At 45.0% G+C, this 18,615-nt stretch carries 16 protein-coding genes and 2 pseudogenes; 8 read left to right on the top strand and 10 right to left on the bottom strand.

Annotated elements, in window-relative coordinates:
- Positions 1 to 90 precede the first annotated feature (90 nt).
- Positions 91 to 582, bottom strand: coding sequence for a VOC family protein (locus AB4263_RS23445; protein ID WP_372098981.1), 492 nt, complete (start codon positions 580 to 582; stop codon positions 91 to 93).
- A gap of 472 nt (positions 583 to 1,054) precedes the next feature.
- On the opposite strand from AB4263_RS23445, the gene ahpC reads away from it, so the two are divergent.
- A complete protein-coding gene (gene ahpC, locus AB4263_RS23440; protein ID WP_016798107.1) occupies positions 1,055 to 1,612 on the top strand; it encodes an alkyl hydroperoxide reductase subunit C in 558 nt (185 codons plus the stop codon).
- Positions 1,613 to 1,810: 198 nt separating this feature from the next.
- Complete coding sequence (gene ahpF, locus AB4263_RS23435) at positions 1,811 to 3,403, top strand: alkyl hydroperoxide reductase subunit F (RefSeq protein ID WP_372083950.1); 1,593 nt, start codon at positions 1,811 to 1,813, stop codon at positions 3,401 to 3,403.
- A gap of 135 nt (positions 3,404 to 3,538) precedes the next feature.
- Here ahpF and AB4263_RS23430 read toward each other — a convergent pair whose 3' ends face one another.
- The gene (locus AB4263_RS23430) at positions 3,539 to 4,138 is read right to left on the bottom strand and encodes a LysE family translocator (RefSeq protein ID WP_017071831.1); all 600 of its coding nucleotides are present in this window, start codon (positions 4,136 to 4,138) and stop codon (positions 3,539 to 3,541) included.
- Between the two features lie 122 nt (positions 4,139 to 4,260).
- On the opposite strand from AB4263_RS23430, the gene AB4263_RS23425 reads away from it, so the two are divergent.
- A complete protein-coding gene (locus AB4263_RS23425; protein ID WP_372098980.1) occupies positions 4,261 to 4,746 on the top strand; it encodes an Lrp/AsnC family transcriptional regulator in 486 nt (161 codons plus the stop codon).
- 99 nt (positions 4,747 to 4,845) lie between these two features.
- Here the strand turns inward: AB4263_RS23425 and AB4263_RS23420 are convergent, their stop codons facing one another.
- Positions 4,846 to 6,216, bottom strand: a complete 1,371-nt coding sequence (locus AB4263_RS23420; RefSeq protein ID WP_136979737.1) for an L-serine ammonia-lyase — start codon at positions 6,214 to 6,216, stop codon at positions 4,846 to 4,848.
- A 26-nt stretch (positions 6,217 to 6,242) separates the two neighbouring features.
- Positions 6,243 to 7,784: a sodium:solute symporter family transporter gene (locus tag AB4263_RS23415; RefSeq protein ID WP_372098979.1), complete on the bottom strand. Its 1,542-nt coding sequence runs from the start codon at positions 7,782 to 7,784 to the stop codon at positions 6,243 to 6,245.
- Positions 7,785 to 8,132: 348 nt separating this feature from the next.
- On the opposite strand from AB4263_RS23415, the gene AB4263_RS23410 reads away from it, so the two are divergent.
- The 4 genes and pseudogenes from AB4263_RS23410 to AB4263_RS23395 all read left to right on the top strand — a co-directional run bounded on the left by AB4263_RS23410 (position 8,133) and on the right by AB4263_RS23395 (position 13,147).
- Positions 8,133 to 9,437, top strand: coding sequence for an MFS transporter (locus AB4263_RS23410; protein ID WP_017065255.1), 1,305 nt, complete (start codon positions 8,133 to 8,135; stop codon positions 9,435 to 9,437).
- A gap of 125 nt (positions 9,438 to 9,562) precedes the next feature.
- Positions 9,563 to 10,579, top strand: coding sequence for a nuclear transport factor 2 family protein (locus AB4263_RS23405; RefSeq protein ID WP_017065254.1), 1,017 nt, complete (start codon positions 9,563 to 9,565; stop codon positions 10,577 to 10,579).
- A 248-nt stretch (positions 10,580 to 10,827) separates the two neighbouring features.
- Positions 10,828 to 11,912, top strand: a pseudogene (locus tag AB4263_RS23400) (porin).
- Positions 11,913 to 12,109: 197 nt separating this feature from the next.
- Positions 12,110 to 13,147 carry a LacI family DNA-binding transcriptional regulator gene (locus AB4263_RS23395; protein ID WP_102429122.1) on the top strand — a complete coding sequence of 346 codons (1,038 nt, stop codon included), beginning with the start codon at positions 12,110 to 12,112 and terminating at the stop codon, positions 13,145 to 13,147.
- Positions 13,148 to 13,203: 56 nt separating this feature from the next.
- Here AB4263_RS23395 and AB4263_RS23390 read toward each other — a convergent pair whose 3' ends face one another.
- The gene (locus AB4263_RS23390; protein WP_372098978.1) at positions 13,204 to 14,706 is read right to left on the bottom strand and encodes an arylsulfatase; all 1,503 of its coding nucleotides are present in this window, start codon (positions 14,704 to 14,706) and stop codon (positions 13,204 to 13,206) included.
- Positions 14,707 to 14,715: 9 nt separating this feature from the next.
- Positions 14,716 to 15,105: a DUF4345 domain-containing protein gene (locus tag AB4263_RS23385; RefSeq protein ID WP_017071827.1), complete on the bottom strand. Its 390-nt coding sequence runs from the start codon at positions 15,103 to 15,105 to the stop codon at positions 14,716 to 14,718.
- Between the two features lie 138 nt (positions 15,106 to 15,243).
- Between AB4263_RS23385 and AB4263_RS23380 the strand changes: the two are divergent.
- A pseudogene (locus AB4263_RS23380) lies at positions 15,244 to 16,013 on the top strand (DUF481 domain-containing protein).
- A 111-nt stretch (positions 16,014 to 16,124) separates the two neighbouring features.
- Here AB4263_RS23380 and AB4263_RS23375 read toward each other — a convergent pair.
- The 4 genes from AB4263_RS23375 to AB4263_RS23360 form a co-directional block, all read right to left on the bottom strand.
- Complete coding sequence (locus AB4263_RS23375; protein ID WP_017071826.1) at positions 16,125 to 16,544, bottom strand: globin; 420 nt, start codon at positions 16,542 to 16,544, stop codon at positions 16,125 to 16,127.
- 136 nt (positions 16,545 to 16,680) lie between these two features.
- Positions 16,681 to 17,061: a VOC family protein gene (locus AB4263_RS23370; RefSeq protein WP_017062185.1), complete on the bottom strand. Its 381-nt coding sequence runs from the start codon at positions 17,059 to 17,061 to the stop codon at positions 16,681 to 16,683.
- 146 nt (positions 17,062 to 17,207) lie between these two features.
- On the bottom strand, positions 17,208 to 17,657 hold the full coding sequence (soxR, locus tag AB4263_RS23365) for a redox-sensitive transcriptional activator SoxR (RefSeq protein ID WP_017062186.1): 450 nt from the start codon (positions 17,655 to 17,657) through the stop codon (positions 17,208 to 17,210).
- 164 nt (positions 17,658 to 17,821) lie between these two features.
- On the bottom strand, positions 17,822 to 18,343 hold the full coding sequence (locus AB4263_RS23360) for an NADPH-dependent FMN reductase (protein WP_372098977.1): 522 nt from the start codon (positions 18,341 to 18,343) through the stop codon (positions 17,822 to 17,824).
- Positions 18,344 to 18,615 lie beyond the last annotated feature (272 nt).

Raw genomic sequence — 18,615 nt, 5'->3', positions numbered from 1 at the left:
CTCGGCGCACCAAAAAAAGGATTGGTATCTCTACCAATCCTCTTTAGGGGGTGTTTCGGTTTTCTACCTTATGACAGGTAGATAGCGCGATTACTCGTAATCAGTTGCGTACGTATCTTCGTATGAGTGAGAGTAGAATTCGAATAGGTTGCCAAACGGGTCTTCTAGGTAAACCATTTGTGCTTGTTTTAGTTCGTCTTCTGGGTGGTAACGGTGAATATCCATACGTACCTTACCGCCAAACTCTTCAACGCGTTTAATCGCTGAATGAAACTGCTCTTTAGGAAGTTGCAGACAGAAGTGGAAAATACCTAGACGTGAGAAATCAACTTCGTGACGCTCTTGGCGCTCTTTCATTTCGAACAGCTCAACACCGATACCATCAGATGTTACTAGGTGTGCAATGTTGAAGCCTTTAAAGCCTTCACCGAACACAGCGATACACATGCGGCCGATTGCTGATTCGCGCTCTTCCATCACTTTGGTGTTGTTCATTACGATTCTTAGACCTAGAGCTTTCGTGTAAAACTCGACTGCTTGGTCCATGTCACCCACCATGATGCCTACGTGATTCATTTTCATAACTTGCTCCAAATTCGTTTTAAATTCTGTGCTTTTCGAAGTCTAGCTTCGGTGTTTCGTTTCGATGGAGAGAGTATAGGTACATGCGTTAATTAACTGAAATTATCATAATTTATATTAATGATAATTTTTTGTTATTTACAGTTTGATATAAAAACTCAACTCACGCAAAGAAACCATACCGAACCCTACCTACATAGACACATAGATACACACACCAATAGAGATAAGCCCAATGTAGAGAACAACCTAAAGAGCATAGCTACTTAAATTGGGAGTTGTTGATGTTTGATGGCTTTTGTTAATTGTTTTTGTTGATAGCTTTTACCGATAGCCTTTTCCTTTCGAAGATAGGATTCGCCTATTGAATCTATAGAAATGTCCGATTTCACTAATTTTCGGTGCCAATGCAATATATCTACATCGACGCGGGATAGCGTTAAACACTACAAATTAGAAAGAGAGTCAAATCATGATCAACACAGAAATCAAACCATTCAACGCAACAGCATTCAAAAACGGCGAATTCGTAGAAATCACTGAGCAAGACGTTAAAGGCAAGTGGGCTGTATTCTTCTTCTACCCAGCAGACTTCACGTTTGTATGTCCAACTGAGCTAGTTGACCTACAAGACAAATACGCAGAGCTTCAATCTCGCGGCGTAGAAGTTTACTCAGTATCAACTGACACTCACTTCTCTCACAAAGCATGGCACGATACTTCTGACAAAATCGGCACTATCGAATACTTCATGGTAGGCGACCAAACTGGCAACATCACAAATAACTTCAACGTTATGCGTGAAGGTCAAGGCCTTGCAGACCGTGCAACGTTCCTAATCGACCCTGAAGGCGTTATCCAAGCAATGGAAATCACAGCTGAAGGCATCGGCCGTGACGCAGAAGACCTACTACGCAAGGTTAAAGCAGCACAATACGTAGCCGCTAACCCAGGTGAAGTTTGCCCAGCTAAATGGAAAGAAGGCGAAGAGACTCTAGCTCCATCTCTAGACCTAGTAGGCAAGATTTAATCTAAGCCTAGCTAACAAGAATAGCTAAACGGTTCTACAGGCGCGCTTCGGCCCCCCTCCTAAAGGGCAGTCGCGCGCCACCCTTTCAAAACATCAACACCACAATATTTGCCGACTTGCGCCCCCTTTTTATTTTCCTTTTTCAGCAAGAAGGTATTGGTCAATACCAAGACACAGAATTTAAGAGCAGGCACGATTATGTTAGATCAAGCAATGAAGCAGCAGCTAAAAGCATACCTAGAAAACCTAAAAACCAATGTTCAGTTAGTGCTTAGCCTGGATGGCAGCGACACCGCGAACAAACTTCAAGATCTGGCGAATGACATCTCGTCTTTAACCGATAAAATTGAAGTGACTCGCGATGACAGCGCAAGCACTCGCAGCCCTATCATGCAGGTCGTGAACCAAGAGAAAGGCACCGCGATCGGTTTTGCCGGTTTGCCAATGGGTCACGAATTTACGTCACTGGTTCTAGCACTGCTTCATAGTGGTGGTCACCCTATCAAGCTTGAAGCGGACGTAATCGAGCAAATTAAAGAACTCGATCAAGAGCTTAATGTAGAGATTTTTATCTCGCTCTCATGCCAAAACTGTCCAGAAGTGGTTCAAGCCTTCAATATGATGTCGGCGATTAATCCTCTGGTTAAGACAACGATGATCGACGGCGCAGCATTCCAAGATGAAGTGAAGTCTCGCGACATCATGGCAGTACCAAGTGTATTCGTTAATGGTGAGCTATTTGGTCAAGGCCGTATGTCACTGGCTGAAATCCTTAACAAGGTTGATTCAGGCGCAGCGGAAAAGAAAGCAGCAAACCTAAACCAACAAGCACCGTTTGATGTATTGGTTGTCGGCGGCGGCCCTGCAGGTTCTTCAGCGGCAATTTATGCTGCACGTAAAGGCATTCGTACTGGTGTGGTTGCTGACCGATTCGGCGGCCAAGTGATGGACACCATGGCGATTGAGAACTTTATCTCAGTGAAAGCAACCACCGGCCCTAAATTAGTGGCAAGCCTTGAAGAGCACGTAAAAGAGTACGGTGTTGAAGTAATGACTGAGCAGCGCGCTGCAAACATCATTGCGGCAGAAGACACTGAAGACGGTTACATCCACGTTGAGCTAGAGAGCGGCGCAACACTACGAGCTCGCACGGTTATCACAAGTACAGGTGCTCGCTGGCGTGAAATGAACGTTCCGGGCGAGCAAGAGTACCGCAACAAAGGTGTTGCTTACTGCCCACACTGTGACGGTCCATTGTTCAAAGGCAAAAAAACAGCGGTTATCGGTGGCGGTAACTCAGGTATTGAAGCGGCTATCGACCTAGCAGGTATCGTGGAACACGTAACTGTGCTTGAGTTTGCGGACACACTGCGCGCTGACCAAGTACTTATCGACAAAGCGAACGCAACGCCAAACATCGAAATCATCAAGATGGCTCAAACCACACAGGTATTGGGTGATGGAACTCGCGTAACTGGTCTGGAATACAAAGACCGCAACACCGATGAACTTAAACAGATCGAACTCGCAGGTATCTTTGTACAAATCGGCCTGATGCCAAACAGCGAATGGTTGAAAGGTTCAAAGGTAGAGCTTTCACCACGCGGTGAAATTGAAATTAACGCTCATGGCGCAACATCTATGAAAGGTGTGTTCGCAGCGGGTGACGTGACAACCGTACCTTACAAACAGATCATCATTGCGATGGGTGAAGGTGCGAAAGCAAGCTTAGGTGCATTTGACCACCTAATCCGTAACTCAGCTCCAGTTAAAGAGGCTGAAACCGCTTAACCTTTACACTGAAAAGCTTAAAGCTTTAACTCAAGTTCCTTAAATATTTGTTAACTTAATTCTTTACTGTTAACGACTTAGTCGACATTTAGACGCCACTCCTATGGATTTAGGAGTGGTTTTTTTCTTTGTGATTTATGCAGGTTGATAAAGCATGAAGGCAACCACCATCGCTAAGCTTCCACCCAAGCAACGGTTCACAAACATCATCTGTTTTGGTGATTGCAGTAGCTTTTTAAGCATAGTGCCGCAATACGCCCACACCAACATGCACGGTACACCGGTAATCACCATACCCGCGATAATGGTCACGACTTGAATCAAGTAATCTGCATTCGGAGTGATGAACTGCGAAAACACGGTTAATGACGCTATCCAACCTTTAGGATTTAACACCTGCACCAACACACCCGACACAAAGCCTGAACGATTGTCGGTGGTGCTTTCTTCGATTTGCATATTCGCAATCGACCACGCCATGAACAGCAAATAAGCCGCACCCGCGTATTTCAAAATGCTGTATAGCTCTGGGTAAAGGGTAAATAGGCTCACCAAACCGACACTAGAACCCGCCAGTACGATGATGATGCCAACAGCGTTCCCAGAGATAAAAGGTAAAGTCGCAGCAAATCCATAACGACTTGAAATCCCAAGTAATGCGATATTGCCTGCCCCAGGGGTAATTGCAATTGATGTTGAAAATAGCAAGAACGCCAGCATTAATTGAGAGCTCATTTCCTCTCACTCCTAATAAGTAAAGTATTTATAGGGAGAGAGTTTACAGATTCTACTAGGAATTAAATTGCTATATAGGCTAATATTAATCCAAATTTGAGGAAGACTTTTCTAAAATAGCCATGAAACAGAAAGAATCCACCAAAGAAGTGTTAGATGACACAGATATCGCCATCTTAGAGCATATCCAGCAAGACGGACGCATGAGCAACAGCAAGCTCGCAGAGAAGGTCAACCTCAGCGAAACCCCATGCTGGCGTCGTTGGAAACGCATGGAGGAAACTGGCTATATCGATGGTTACGCCGCTAAGCTGAATCGTAAGAAATTAGGCTTTCATGTGGCTGGTTTTATTCTTGTGACCTTGGGTAACCATGAAGTTGAAAACACAGAACCATTCGAAGAATTTGTCGCGGTAACCGATTGGATTCCTATGTGTCACTGCATTGCAGGCGGCGCCGATTACATGGTGCAAGTGTTGGCCAAAGATTTGGAAGAGTACTTTGAGCGTATTAGCTCGATCAGACGAGTCAAAGGCGTGAGTGCGATTCAGTCGAACATCTCAGTAAAAGAGTTGAAAAACAGCTATCGATTACCGCTTTCAGATTAGCTCCCTAAAACACATAAAACAAAAAGCCCAGCCGCGATAGATTTCTAAAGTCTAAGGCTCTGGGCTTAACGTTATTATTTACTGGGTTAATTGGCTTAGCTATTCACAAGGATGAGCTAAATGGATCAAGGCTAAACCACCGAGTGATGTTTCACGATATTTCTTGTTCATGTCTTTACCGGTTTGGTACATGGTTGCGATGACCTTATCGAGTGAGATCAAAGACTTGCAGTTTCGCTTCAATGCCATGCGAGATGCATTAATTGCCTTCATCGCACCCATCGCATTTCGCTCGATACACGGCACTTGAACCAAGCCGCCAATTGGGTCACAAGTCATACCCAATGAGTGTTCCATCGCGATTTCCGCCGCAATACAGATCTGCTCATTGCTGCCACCGCGTAGTGCCGTTAATCCCGCAGCCGCCATAGAGGATGATACGCCTACCTCACCTTGGCATCCCACTTCCGCACCAGAGATCGAAGCGTTAGTTTTGTACAGAATACCAATCGCGCCCGATACCGCTAAGAAATCTTTTAACTGCTTAGTATCCAACTCTTTAATGAAGCGATGGTAGTACATCAACACAGCAGGAATAACGCCCGCCGCACCATTGGTTGGTGATGTTACCACTTGGCCACCAGCCGCATTTTCTTCGCTAACCGCAAACGCAAACAAGTTAATCCAATCCATGATTTCCATTGGGTCGTTTTCAACCGCCGCATTCGCTTCTAACTTTTTCAGTAGGTTAGGCGCACGACGAGTTACGTTCAAACCACCATCAAGAATGCCTTCGGTTTCAAAGCCACGCTCCATACAACGACTCATCACTCGCCAGATTTGATCCGCTTTCTCTGAAATAATGTCAGCGCCTTCGAACTCCGCTTCATTTTTTAGAATCATACCACCGAGGCTCATCCCACTATTGTCAGCTTGTTGAAGCATTTCATCGGCGTTTTTGAACGGGAAAGGAACTTCTACCGCTTGGGTTTGAGTACCATTTTGCAGTTCATCAGCAGTTGCGATAAAACCGCCGCCAATCGAATAATAAGTTTCATCGACAATCACGTTGCCACTCTGGTCAAACGCAGTAATCATCATGCCATTTTCATGCAGAGGCAGATTGTCTTTGTGGAACAACATGTCGGTTTCGTAGTTGAAGGCAATGTGCTTGGTGCCCGCTAAATCCATCTCACCACTGTCTACGGCATGACGCATTGCTTGGTTTGCGCTGGTGATTTTGATGGTGTCTGGTTTATTGCCGAGTAGCCCCAATATTGTAGCTCTGTCGGTGTGGTGACCTATGCCAGTCAATGACAAAGAACCGTATAAATCCACCTGAATACGCGTCACTTCTGCGATTTTATCAGCGATTAATTGTGTGAAATGGAAACCCGCAATCATTGGGCCGTTGGTGTGAGAGCTCGATGGCCCAACACCAATTTTGTAGATATCAAAGATCGATAACATAGATATACCAGTAAAAAATCGGTCAATTAAGAAAGAGCGGCATAAAGCCAATCAGGGATAACAGTACAAGCAGCAATCGTCACAACAGCGAACACCAACAAGCCATAATGACTCGCGGTAGGCTTTGCAAACAAATGCTTTTGCTTTTCTATAAATTCATTTTGTTGCTCGGTTACCTCTCCCCAGAAGCGGCTCACAACAACACCTAACACTAAGAAAACCACAGTGCCAATCAAGGCAAACCAAGGCCAAGCTATTCCGCTGTATTTGGCGATGAATACGACGGCCACACTGCCAATACTGCCCGCAATTACGCCTTTCTCGTTTGCTTGTTTGAAGAACAAACCCAAGATGAAAGAGCCAAGGCGAATACCAACAAAAATAGAGGTTAAGCTCGCAATCGTTTTAAGCACTGATTCATTAGAAACAGCCAGTAACGCAGGCACAACAACCGACGCTGCAGCAACCAGGCTCATTTTTCTAGCCACTGATTCATAGTGCGCGTCAGAGGCTTGCTTACGGAAGAAGCGCTTATAGAAATCGAACGTTGCGACCGTCGCCATTGAGTTATAGGTGGAATCCAATGTCGACATTGCCGCAGCCGAAAGTGCTGAGATCACCAAACCAACAATGATTGGGTTGGTATGGTTAAACACAAAATCGAGAATCACTTCGTTGCTGTTTTCAAAACTGCTGTCTTGATAAAAGACACTTAACAGCACCCCCATCACAGCAAAGAACAGATAAACAAAAAATGCGCCGTAGCCACAAAGCAACATCGATTTTTGCGCTGTTTTAACACACTTAGTCGCCAATGTTCTTTGAATAATCAGTTGGTTAGTGCCATACACACTCAGGTGCAAGAAGCTCACAGCCACTACGCCGGCCCACAATGTGGTATCGACGCCTAAGTCAAAATCGAGATTGATGATATTCAAATGTTCAGGAGACAACATCTCGCCCGCATCGATTTTCATCAGTAATAAAACAAAGATCGCAATGCTGCCGATAATCAACACTGCTGACTGAAGCATGTCAGTCCAGATTACAGTCGAGATACCACCCGCATAGGTATACAACGCAGTAAATACGCTGATGTAGATGATCGCCTCAGAGATACTCACTGGCAGCACTTGCACTAAGATCAGGGCTACCGCATACAGAATAACCCCTGCCGAAATACACTGAACCACAATGAACACGATGGAATTGATCGTGCGAGCAACAACGCCAAAGCGGTGCTCTAGGTATTCGTAAATCGAGGTTAGGCCGAGCTTGTAAAACACCGGAACAAAGAAAAGCACAGTGAAAAAGATCACTATTGGATAGTTCAAATGTACGCTCATCGCTTCCATGCCTGAGCTATAAACCCAGCCCGGCATGCCAACGAACGTCATTGCGCTGATGTAGGTTGCAAGAATCGACACACCTGCCGTAAACCAACCAAACTGTTTTCCACCAGTCGAAAAGTCGCCACCGACGCTATAGCGCCTATTAACTAAGTAGCTGATAAACAAAGTAGTTAGCACATAAAGAGCAATAACCACAAAACTTGAGTACGCAACCATTTTTAGATTCCGCTTATTGTATGTCGCAATTAATTCGCTGCCAATAGTACTCAAAAATGGATGTTTTCCCTCAAAAACCCACAATAAGTGTGACTATTATCACTAAGATAGACGATTAAACACTCAAACCACCCCACAAAGCACAAAAACCCAGTTAAATGAGATCAAGATCACTAAAATGCACAAAATGGGTACGCACTCATTTTAAAATTGACTTTGATCACGGATCTAATAACCACAAAAATTCTATTATCTCTCCCGAAATGAAGACGGTGTGATGAAGATAAAGAATCAACACACAATAATTAAAACCAAAACCACCCTATATAAAATAAAGGTTTATCGGTCATGACCATTAAAAAACACATGAGCGAAGTTCCTATGATTCAAAGGGTAGCCGCATATCTAGCAATTCTAGTAGGTTACTTTTTTTATTGTTATAACTTTGTAATTATTGACTACGTACGCCCATACATTGTGGAAGAATATGCTGGTATTAGCCTTTCTGATACCGCTCAGTTCTACACTTGGCAGTCGGTTGGTGCTCTGATTGGTGCTCTGAGCTGTGCATGGTTCGCAACCAAGTTCGGCAAGAAGTCCACACTAATAGCAATTACGGCATTAAACGGTGGTGCAACCATCATCAACATGATGTTTACCGACTACGCCACTTGGGCTGCAATGCGTTTCATCATTGGACTATCTTTAGGTGGTTACTTCACTGTAGCTGTATCTTTGATGATTGGTCTATTTACACCAACGGTTCGCGGTAAGTTGACTGCTTTTGCTTCTTCAATGTTCTCTGTTGCTTTAGTGGCAATGGGCGCTTACGCAGCCTTCATTACAAGTGTTGATGCACCTTGGCAGAGCCTAATGTGGGTAGGTGGTATTCCACCGCTTGTAGCAGCAGCGTTAATGATCTTTGTATTACCAAGCGACAAAACTGTGATCGCCTACGGTGAAGAAGATCAACAAACAACAACCAATACAGCTGGGGAAGTAACCGAAGCTAAAAAAGGTTCTTGGGGTGAGATGTTAAGCAAGCCTTACCGCAAAATTACGATTACTTGTTTACTTCTTTCTGGTCTTAACTTCTACGGATTCCAATTCTTCGGTGGCTTTGTAACTACCTACCTGAAAGATGTTCGTATGTTTGATGGTGCAACCATCGGTTTGATCTTCTCTATCTCAGCATTTGGTTCACTCTTCGGTGCTTGGTTCTGGGGATGGGCAGCAGATAAGTACGGTCGTAAGATCAACGCGTTCGGCTTCATCCTCGCAGGTATCATGGTTTCTATCTTCTTTGTCGCACCTGGCGACATGATGATTGGCGGCCTAAACATGCTGGCTCTTCTGGGTCTTATCTACAACTTCGGCCTGTCTGCTTCTGCAGTATGGGGTGGTTACTTCTCTGAATTGTTCCCAGCACGCTTGCGTAGCTATGGTGCAGCTTTATTCCATGGCGGTCGTATTATCGGCATGTGGGCACCAATGGTTCTTATCTTCATCCAAGAGCGTACCGACCTACAAACAGCAATGTGGGGCTCACCAATCGTATGGATTATCGCCGGCCTACTATGGCTAACACTGCCTGAAACTCTAAAAGGTGGCGTCTTCGATAAGAGCAAAAAAGCTGAAGCAGCAAAAGCTTAATTCGACACTCATACGCTGAAGTTCAAATACGAAAAATTTAAAGCCGGCTGATAAATCAGCCGGTAACAAAATCCAAATCGAGTCCTGTTCCGAATGTTGACTCGACAACACAAAGAGAAATTATTATGTCTAAATATCAAGAAGCGAAACGCATTGTTCGTGAATACTTCGATGCAATGGAAAACGCAACTCACGAGAACGTTGCTGAAGTTTTAAAAGCACACACTTCTGAAGATTACTTGTGGCGCGGTGTTTACCCATTCCGTGAGCAAGAAGGCGCACAAGCAGCAGCTGACGTATTCTGGGCACCAATGATGAAGTCAATGACTCGCATGCAGCGTCGTCAAGACATCTTCATCGGTGGTAACAACGAAGTTAACCCAGATGAGATTTGGGTAATGAGCATGGGTCACTTCATGGGTCTATTCGACGCTGAATACCTAGGTATGCGCCCAACTGGCAAGATCATGAACGTTCGCTACGCAGAATTTAACTGTGTTGTTGATGGCAAAATCACTAAGACAGGCCTGTTTCTAGATCTACTAGGCATGATGGATCAAGCGGGTTGCTACCCACTTCCACCATCAACTGGTAAGCACTTCGTATACCCTGGCCCACGTAACCACGACGGTCTGCTATTCGAAGACGCGGCTCCAGAAGAAGGTGTTGCGACACTGGCTCTAGTAAACAAAATGGTTGATGACCTGTCTGCTCTTAACGACAGCGGCGCGATGGGTTGCCCACCAGAAGTACTAGCGAAGAGCTGGTCAAAAGACATGATTTGGTACGGCCCATGTGGTATCGGCGCGTCTTACACAATTCCTCGCTACCAACAACAGCACCAACTTCCTTTCCGTAACAACCTGAAAGACAAGAAGTTCAACGGCCACGTTTGTCGTTTCGCTGAAGGTAACTTCTCTTGTTTCTTCGGTTGGCCAAACCTATCAAACACACCAACAGGTGGCTTCCTAGGTATGACTGGCGGTGAAGTACGTGCAAACATGCAAGTAGTTGACGTTTACTACCGTGACGGTGACAAACTGTCTGAGAACTGGGTTCTTATCGACCTTCCTTACTGGCTACAACAGCAAGGTCTAGATGTGTTCGAACGCACTTCAAGCATCATGAACCCAACGCTGTAATCGATACGCTTTAATCCAAAAGATTGAAACGAAATAGTGGCAACCTAAATAGACATCTGATTTAGGTTGCCACGCTTACTGGGGGACCCTTCTCGCTCCTAGTAAGTGCTCCAACCAATTCATTATTGCTCCACTAATAACTGAATCTACTAGTGCCTCATGGATGGGGTACACCCTGCCAAACCATTACCAATATAACGGGCTTGAAAGCACGGTGGCTTTCTACGGCCTGAATAAAGAGAATTACAATGAAAAAGTCGATTCTTTCAGCAGTGATCCTGACAGCACTTACCTCAGGTTCTGCTTTTGCTGCACACACTTTTACCAATGACGCGGGCGATAGCCTTACTTTAGACGGTCGTTTCGACGTTCGTTACCAAGATAGGGCGGCGACCACAACGGTGAGTGGAACAGCGGTAGCTCTCGTTTCGGCCTTAAAGGTCAAATGGGACTCGATAACGGCTGGACTGGCTTTGGCCATGCTGAATGGGGTTACAACTCAGGTGCTAACGGCGACAATATTTACGACCGACTTCTATACGCAGGCGTAGAGCACAACAAATACGGCAAGATCGCAGCAGGTACTAAGCAGTGGTCTACTTTTTATGACGTCGCATGGTACACCGACTTAGGTCGTGTCTTCGGTACTCGCGGCTCAGGTGTTTACAACCTTTCTGACTGGGGTATTGCATCTGGTACAGGTCGAGCAGAAAACTCCATTACTTACCGTAACTCAATCAACGACCAAGTAAGCTACGGCTTCACTTACCAAACGACACGTGAAGAAGTGGCACTAGCGAGTAATGCGACAGCTTCATTGAAAAACGGAATGGGTGCGTCAATCACTTACAAACCGGTTGATGGCGTAACACTAGGTGCAGCTTACCACCAAAATGAAATTGCAGACCTAGACTCAGGTGTGGTTGGCGTAGAAAATGGCGACAACATGCGCATCATGCTATTGGGTGCGAACTACAGCAACGGCGGCTTCTACGCAGGTGCCACTTTCCATGTTGGCGAAAACTGGGAAGCTGTAAGCCAAGGCGGTACGGATGTAATGTTCGATACCCTAGGTGGTGAAATCTACACGTACTACCACTTCGACAATGGCCTACGCCCTACGTTGAACTACAACTACATGGAAGATCGTGATGACCAAACAGATGGCTATGAGCGTAACCTGCTTATCCCTGGTGTTGAATACCACTTCCAGAAGAACAAATTCCTAGTTTGGACTGAATACCAATTCGACCTAGGTAAAGATCAGCTCGTTGGCAATAAATTCGAAAACAGAGATGACCAATTCGCTGCAGGTATTCGTTACTACTTCTAACGCCCAGTTAGTCGATTCATAAATTCTTTAAACAAAGCTCTGCTCTTACGCAGAGCTTTTTTGGGTCATACCCAGAATAATATTCAACACTCTCTATTAACCCTTATTTTTCACCCAATCATGGCATATTGTATTTTTGAGTACGTACCTAATTATGTTACTCTATGCACAATCAATTTGGTTCAAAAGTATGGTCTATGAACTCTCCAAAACACTCTTCGCTGTCCAAAACAACCGTAACATCTAAAGATGTCGCTAGACTTGCTGGCGTTTCTCAATCAACTGTATCTCGCGTATTTGTACCGGGAAGTTCAGTGTCTGAAAAGACCAAGCAGAAAGTGTTCGATGCCGCGAAATCGTTGAATTATCGTCCCAATGCTTTTGCCCGTAGCCTTACGACAAATGAATCAAAATTGATTGGCTTAGTTTTCCCTGATGCCGACTACCCTATTCACATGAAAACGCTGCAGCTTATCTCCACTGAACTACAAAAACAGGGATATTCTGCGGTATTGATCCCTTGGCAAGTTGATGGCAACGATAACCACTCAATTCCCAATATCTTCCAATACCGAGTTGATGGCGTGATTGCTGCTTCTGCGACCTTTAACAAGTCGCTTTATGAAGAGTGTGAAGAATTCGACATTCCTATCGTTCAGTTCGCACGTGTTGTTGAAGGGACTAAGAGTAGCCATGTGGTGAGCGACAACTACGCCGCTGGCCAAGTTGCCGCTCAACATTTACATAGCGTAGGGACAAAGTCGGCGGTTTACCTGACAGGTAATGTTCCAACCTACACTAACGGCGAACGTGAAGCAGGGTTCTGCTCAGAATTTGAAGAACTTACCGGTGAACAAGCTCGTGTTATTGAAGCTGACTATGACTACCTTGATGCTCTAGATACCATTCGGACTCTGTTTTCAGAACCCACACATCCTCAAGCGATTTTCTGTGCGACAGATAACCTCGCGATGGCAGTAATGGATGTGGCGCGCTTAGAATTTAACCTGCGTATTCCAGAAGATCTTCAAGTGATTGGTTTTGACGATATCCCACAGACTCAATGGTTGAACTACCAACTCACTACCTTCAAGCAAGATTTCAGACGCCTTGCACGTGAATCAGTGAAAATTGTCGTTAGCCAGATTCAAGAGCAAGACACAAGCTTGGTTAAGCTGATGGTGCCAGTGAAGTTCATTGAACGAAACACGACGCTAAAACAGAACCAACGTTAAGACGCTTTCAAACAAAAATCCCGCTCAGTGTGAGCGGGATTTTTTATGATATTTAACTAGTTACCTACACCACCGGTCTTCTCTGCCGGAGAGTCAGGCGTCACTGGAGGCCACTCTTGGAAGGTTGCTAGATGTTGTTGGACAGCCGCTTGTGCCGGGCCAAATGCCCACATTTTTTGTCCCATCCATTTTAGGTACATGCCCGACTCTTCCGCCGCTCGCTCGTATGGGTCACGACGTAAGTTAAACAGCAATGGTGCGTTTAGCTCTTCTTTAGGGCCACTCCAACCGTGGTTTTGCACGATGAAATGCGCCTTCCAATCACCAACACGAACCGCTTGCAGCTTGTCTCGTTCGTAGTAGTAGATCTCTTTACGGTTTGACTCGCCTTTCTCGGTCAGCATATCCACTTGGTTGTAACCATCAAGGTGCGCTTTAAAGCCATCGTGACCTTTCAGCAGTTTTTCTTTTAGATCCGTTGGACCACCAGCCGCAGCGACAAGAGTGGGTAACCAATCCATACCATCAAAGATGCCATTGCCTACAGTACCCGCTGGGATTTTACCCGGCCAGCTAACCAATGCAGGGGCTCTTACGCCACCTTCCCAAGTTGTGCCTTTCTCACCGTGATAAGGTGTCATACCGCCATCTGGCCAAGTCATGATCTCTGGGCCGTTATCGGCAGTGAAAATGATGATGGTGTTGTCAGCAATACCGAGTTCTTCCATCTTCGCCATCATCTCACCGACGTGATCATCAAGATCTTTCATGACCACTTCTTGGAGTCCCCAACCGTTTTGACCGAGCATCGCTTCGTATTCAGGTGACAGGTGCGTCCAAACGTGACCGCGTGATGGACAGTACCAAGTGAAAAATGGCTTATCCGCTTCAACCGCCCTTTCGATGAAGTTGATCGCGTGCTTATTTACTTCATCATCTAGTGTGCGCATACGCTCGATAGTTAGCGCGCCATCGTCTTCAATGGTTTGTCCGCCTTTGCCATCGGATTTCGCGTAAATCACATTGCGAGGCGCAAAAGCATCCAACGAACCGTCTTTTGGCCAGTCTGGATCTTCGGTGTATTCCATCGCATTCAGGTGATACAACCAGCCCCAATACTCATCGAAGCCGTGCATTGTTGGTAAGAATTCATCACGGTCACCCAAGTGGTTTTTACCAAACTGACCAGTCACGTAACCCATGGTTTTGAGAATTTCTGGTAGTGTTGGCGTATCCGCATGCAGCCCAACAGGCCCACCCGGTAAGCCCACCGTGTGCATACCCGTTCGCACTGGTAACTGCCCCGTTAAGAATGCAGAGCGCCCGGCCGTACACGATGGCTGCGCATAATAATCTGTCAGTAGCATGCCCTTTTCAGCAATACTATCGATGTTTGGTGTTTCACTACTCATCACACCATTGTGATAAGCACTCAGGTTTGAGATCCCAATATCATCCGTGAAGATAACAAAAATATTCGGTTGCTCTTGTGCTGACCATGCCGATAGCGAAAAGCTACTCAACACACTCATCACAACAAGGTGGAAAATCCTTTTCATAGAATGTCCTTATACTGTTTCAGATTGCTCTTTATGAATCATTTTTAAACCAACTAAACCAAAGCCCAACTCCAATATTAGATAAACAAAAAGTAGCCAATGCGGCATGCCATCCACCACCAAACTGATGACTCGTCCGGCAGCTAAACCCAACATGAATACCACCAAACTATAGAGCGCTGGCAGTCGATACTTTTTGAACAGTGCGCCAAACACCCAAAACAACGCCAGAGCCAAATAAAGCCCCATCACTGCACGAAAGATATGAGTAACGTTGATGGGTGTGGCGTCGATACCAAATAGATAGTCAAGAGAGACTACGGGGGCATAACCATAAGACAGTGCAATAGGTGTTAAACCTAAAACTGCAACGAACAAGAAAATACTCTGTGGCTTCATACCCTAACTCTTTTAACTTGGCTCATTTCAAAAAACATAGTCTACAATCAGCAATATACAAGTTGCATATATGAAAATTGCCCCCCGGAAGGCACATTCATAAACTTGCTACTTCACACAAAAGATAAGGATATCGATATGGCTAAATGGCGTTACCTAATCGCATCAGTATTAATGGCTAGTTCAACCGTAAGTTCGCAAGAAGCAAGTACACCGATGGATACAAAAAAGTGGCAACATAGTTTCGAAATCTACGCGCTCGCACTCAATATTCGTGGAGACAGCACCATTGGTAATTTGTCAGCAGATGTTGATGTTGATCCTTCATTCATCATGGATCATCTTGATATGACCGCAATGGTGCGTTTAGAGGGTGACTATGACAATCAATGGGGCTATTACATTGACTACAGCTTCATGAAACTAAGCGGAAAAACAAACTCGGTATTGGATCCAACGCAGAGTTATTAAGAGGCAACCTTGATATCCGACAAGGTGTTTTAGATGTGAAGGGTTTTAAGCGCTACCAATACGATTTTGGCACGATTGATTATCTGTTTGGGCTTCGTTGGTGGGATAACGACATTGATACCAAGCTTTACGGTTCAGGTGGTAGGTTAAGTGTCGACCGATCACTTGATGAAGATTGGGTTGACTACCAAGTAGGTGTGAGATGGATAACGCAGATCAATAAGGATTGGAAGTTTCACGCAACCATTGATGCAGGGCTTGGTAGTGACACCAACTTTACCTCATCTCTGTTAACTGGCGTGCGATACAAGATAAACAGTTGGTCTGACTTAAATGTTGCCTACAAATCGACCTGGGTTGATTACGAAAACAAGGGGACCTTTGAATACGATACCGCATCGCAAGGGTTCCTGATTGGTTGGGCTGCTCATTTCTAGTCAAACAATAAGAGGTAAGCCTGATATCGTTAGGCTTACCTGACAATGTCAATCTTTCAAGAGTTAATGCCGGTTTTAACTAACGAACAAGCAAAACTACCCATCAACGACCTAGTTATTCACAGTGTTTGGAACTACGCACTCTTTCTTCATGATAGTTAAGCCGGCCTCGAGAGTTTCTGTCCAAGCTTGTTCGACGCTTTCATCGTAGTGAGGGTCATATTTTTTAACTGTATTGAGTAACGAATTGAACCACTCGTTGAGCTCAATCTCGGAAATATCCAGCCCTAGGTCTTTATGCCTTTTACCCAATTTCTTTACTGAGTTACGCACGCTTGGTAGACCAGCAGAGTTATAGATAAGAATGATCGAGGCTTTAAGCATCTTGGTTTGTTGCTCTAACCCTATATTTTCAAAACGTTCTGAAAACCTTGGGTTATGCTCGCAAAAATCCGCCAAAAACGTTTCGAGAAATTCTTGGTCAATCCGGCAGCGCTCAAAACTTTCATAAAACAGTTCGTTCGGTTTCATCTAGCCAGTCCTTTGCAAAATTTTGAGTTATCGGGAAGCTAACAAGTCCAGAGCCGCAACTTAGCCAACTCCGAACCATCAATATGATCTAAGTATACGCCACTGTGGCATAAAATGAACGATGGCATAACGTAAACTACGGCATAAAGTGCGTTGCACAAATCTTGTTTCCATCAGGATCTCGCAAATAAGCCATGTACAAGCGACGCTCGTCAGAACCTCTCGCTCCGGGGCCATTTTCAATGCTGGTACCGCCATTTTCGACGCCAACTCGATGCCACTCATCTACAACTTCAGGAGAAGACGCAAGAAAACCCACCGTCATACCGTTGCCGTGAGTCGCAGGCTGACCATCAATCGGCTTCGTTAAGCCCAACACACCCGTTTGGCTAACGTAAACACAGCGCCCTTTGGGATCAACAGAGCCTTCGCTATAACCAAGCACTTTCATGATTGGGTCATAAAAAGCCTTCGCGCGTTCAATATCATCGGTACCGAGAAAAACATGGCTGAACATAACTAACCTCTTCTTTTATTGAAAGAACCATCTAAACTAGACCTATAATTCGTGTTTGTCTAGGCACGCTATTCGGTCACAACTGTTGCTTAACCCATTGAGCAAACACCTGAAACTTAGTTCGCTGTTCCATGCCTTTCGGGAACTCAGTTAGTCTGTTCAACAATTCGTTGTGCGCCCTGCCCTTGGTCATGCAAGATATCATCAGGATTTAGCAAGTTGCACTTTTGCATACTCAAGCATCCGCAACCGATACAGCCGGTTAAGTTCTCTTGTAGCGATTTAATCTGCGCCATTTTACTGTCGAGTTGCCCCTGCCACTTCTTAGCAACGCGCTCCCAATCTCGCTTAGTCGCGGTATGGTTCATCGGCAGTGTCGATAATTCTTCGGTGATCTCTTCCAGCGTGAAGCCTATCGACTGCGCGACTTGGATCAACGCAATTCGTCTCAACATCGCCGACTGATAACGGCGCTGATTTCCGTTAGTACGAATCGAAGCAATCAACCCCTTGGTTTCGTAAAAACGTAACGCCGAAGGAGCCACGCCACTGCGCTCAGCCAACTGGCCTATGGTGAGGTATACGATGTTTCTCATTACGACACTATCCTTGAGATCATAAATATTTAAAGCTTACTTTAACTTTAGAGTAGCGACCTATTGTTACCTTAACCAATTAATGTCCTTAAACTTTGACAACGGGCGCAATGAAAAGCAATCGTGAACATGGCTGCTTTGTTTTATTGTGGTGTTCTCGCTCTCTAAATCTGACTCATGATCGATTTCAGGCTCTCGGCCATTTCGGCATTGATGATCTCACCCGTTTCTACATTAAAGTTGTCGTAGAAACTTGGCACCGACATAGACCCCTTCACATCTGCATCAAAGTAAGGTGCCGAATTTACCGTAGACGACAACACAGAGTTTGCGCCGCCTGGGCCTGGTGATGTGGAGAGCATCACAACAGGTTTGCCTTGGTACACTTTCATGTCGATTCGTGATGTCCAATCAAACACATTCTTAAAGGCTGCGGTGTATGAGCCGTTATACTCTGCAAAAGAGATGACCACTGCATCAGCTTCGCCAATCTTGCTGAAAAAGCGCTGCGCGTGTTGATGAACGCCGGACTCTTTTTCTCTGTCTTCACTATAAATAGGCATCTCGAAATCATTAAGATCGAGCACCTCTACTTGCGCGCCCTCAACTAAGCTTGCGGTGTACGCTGCCAATTGTTGGTTAATCGATGCTTTACTGTTGGTTGCGCCAATTGCTAATACTTTCATTGTTGATCCTTGTTCAGTTTTCTCACCTTTATGCACTCATGACTTCAATTACGGAGCTCAAAGTTCATAACTGAAGATTCGTAACGTCTGTTTGATAACATCAAAACCTGCACTAGGCGACAAGGTGATAGATTGTGTTTTTAGATTGGGGATGATGATAAAACCTCAAGTTAACTTAAGGTAAAGTGATATTTTAAAAAAATAGGAAATAATTTAAAAACACTTATAAAGCAGTTAATTACGAAGGATTAAACATCGATTGGCATTGCACA

The organism is Vibrio sp. 10N.261.55.C5, from assembly GCF_041470505.1.
Classification (GTDB): domain Bacteria; phylum Pseudomonadota; class Gammaproteobacteria; order Enterobacterales; family Vibrionaceae; genus Vibrio; species Vibrio crassostreae_C.
Note: the sequence above shows the minus strand (reverse complement) of the source record. Positions and strands in the feature narration are given on the sequence as shown.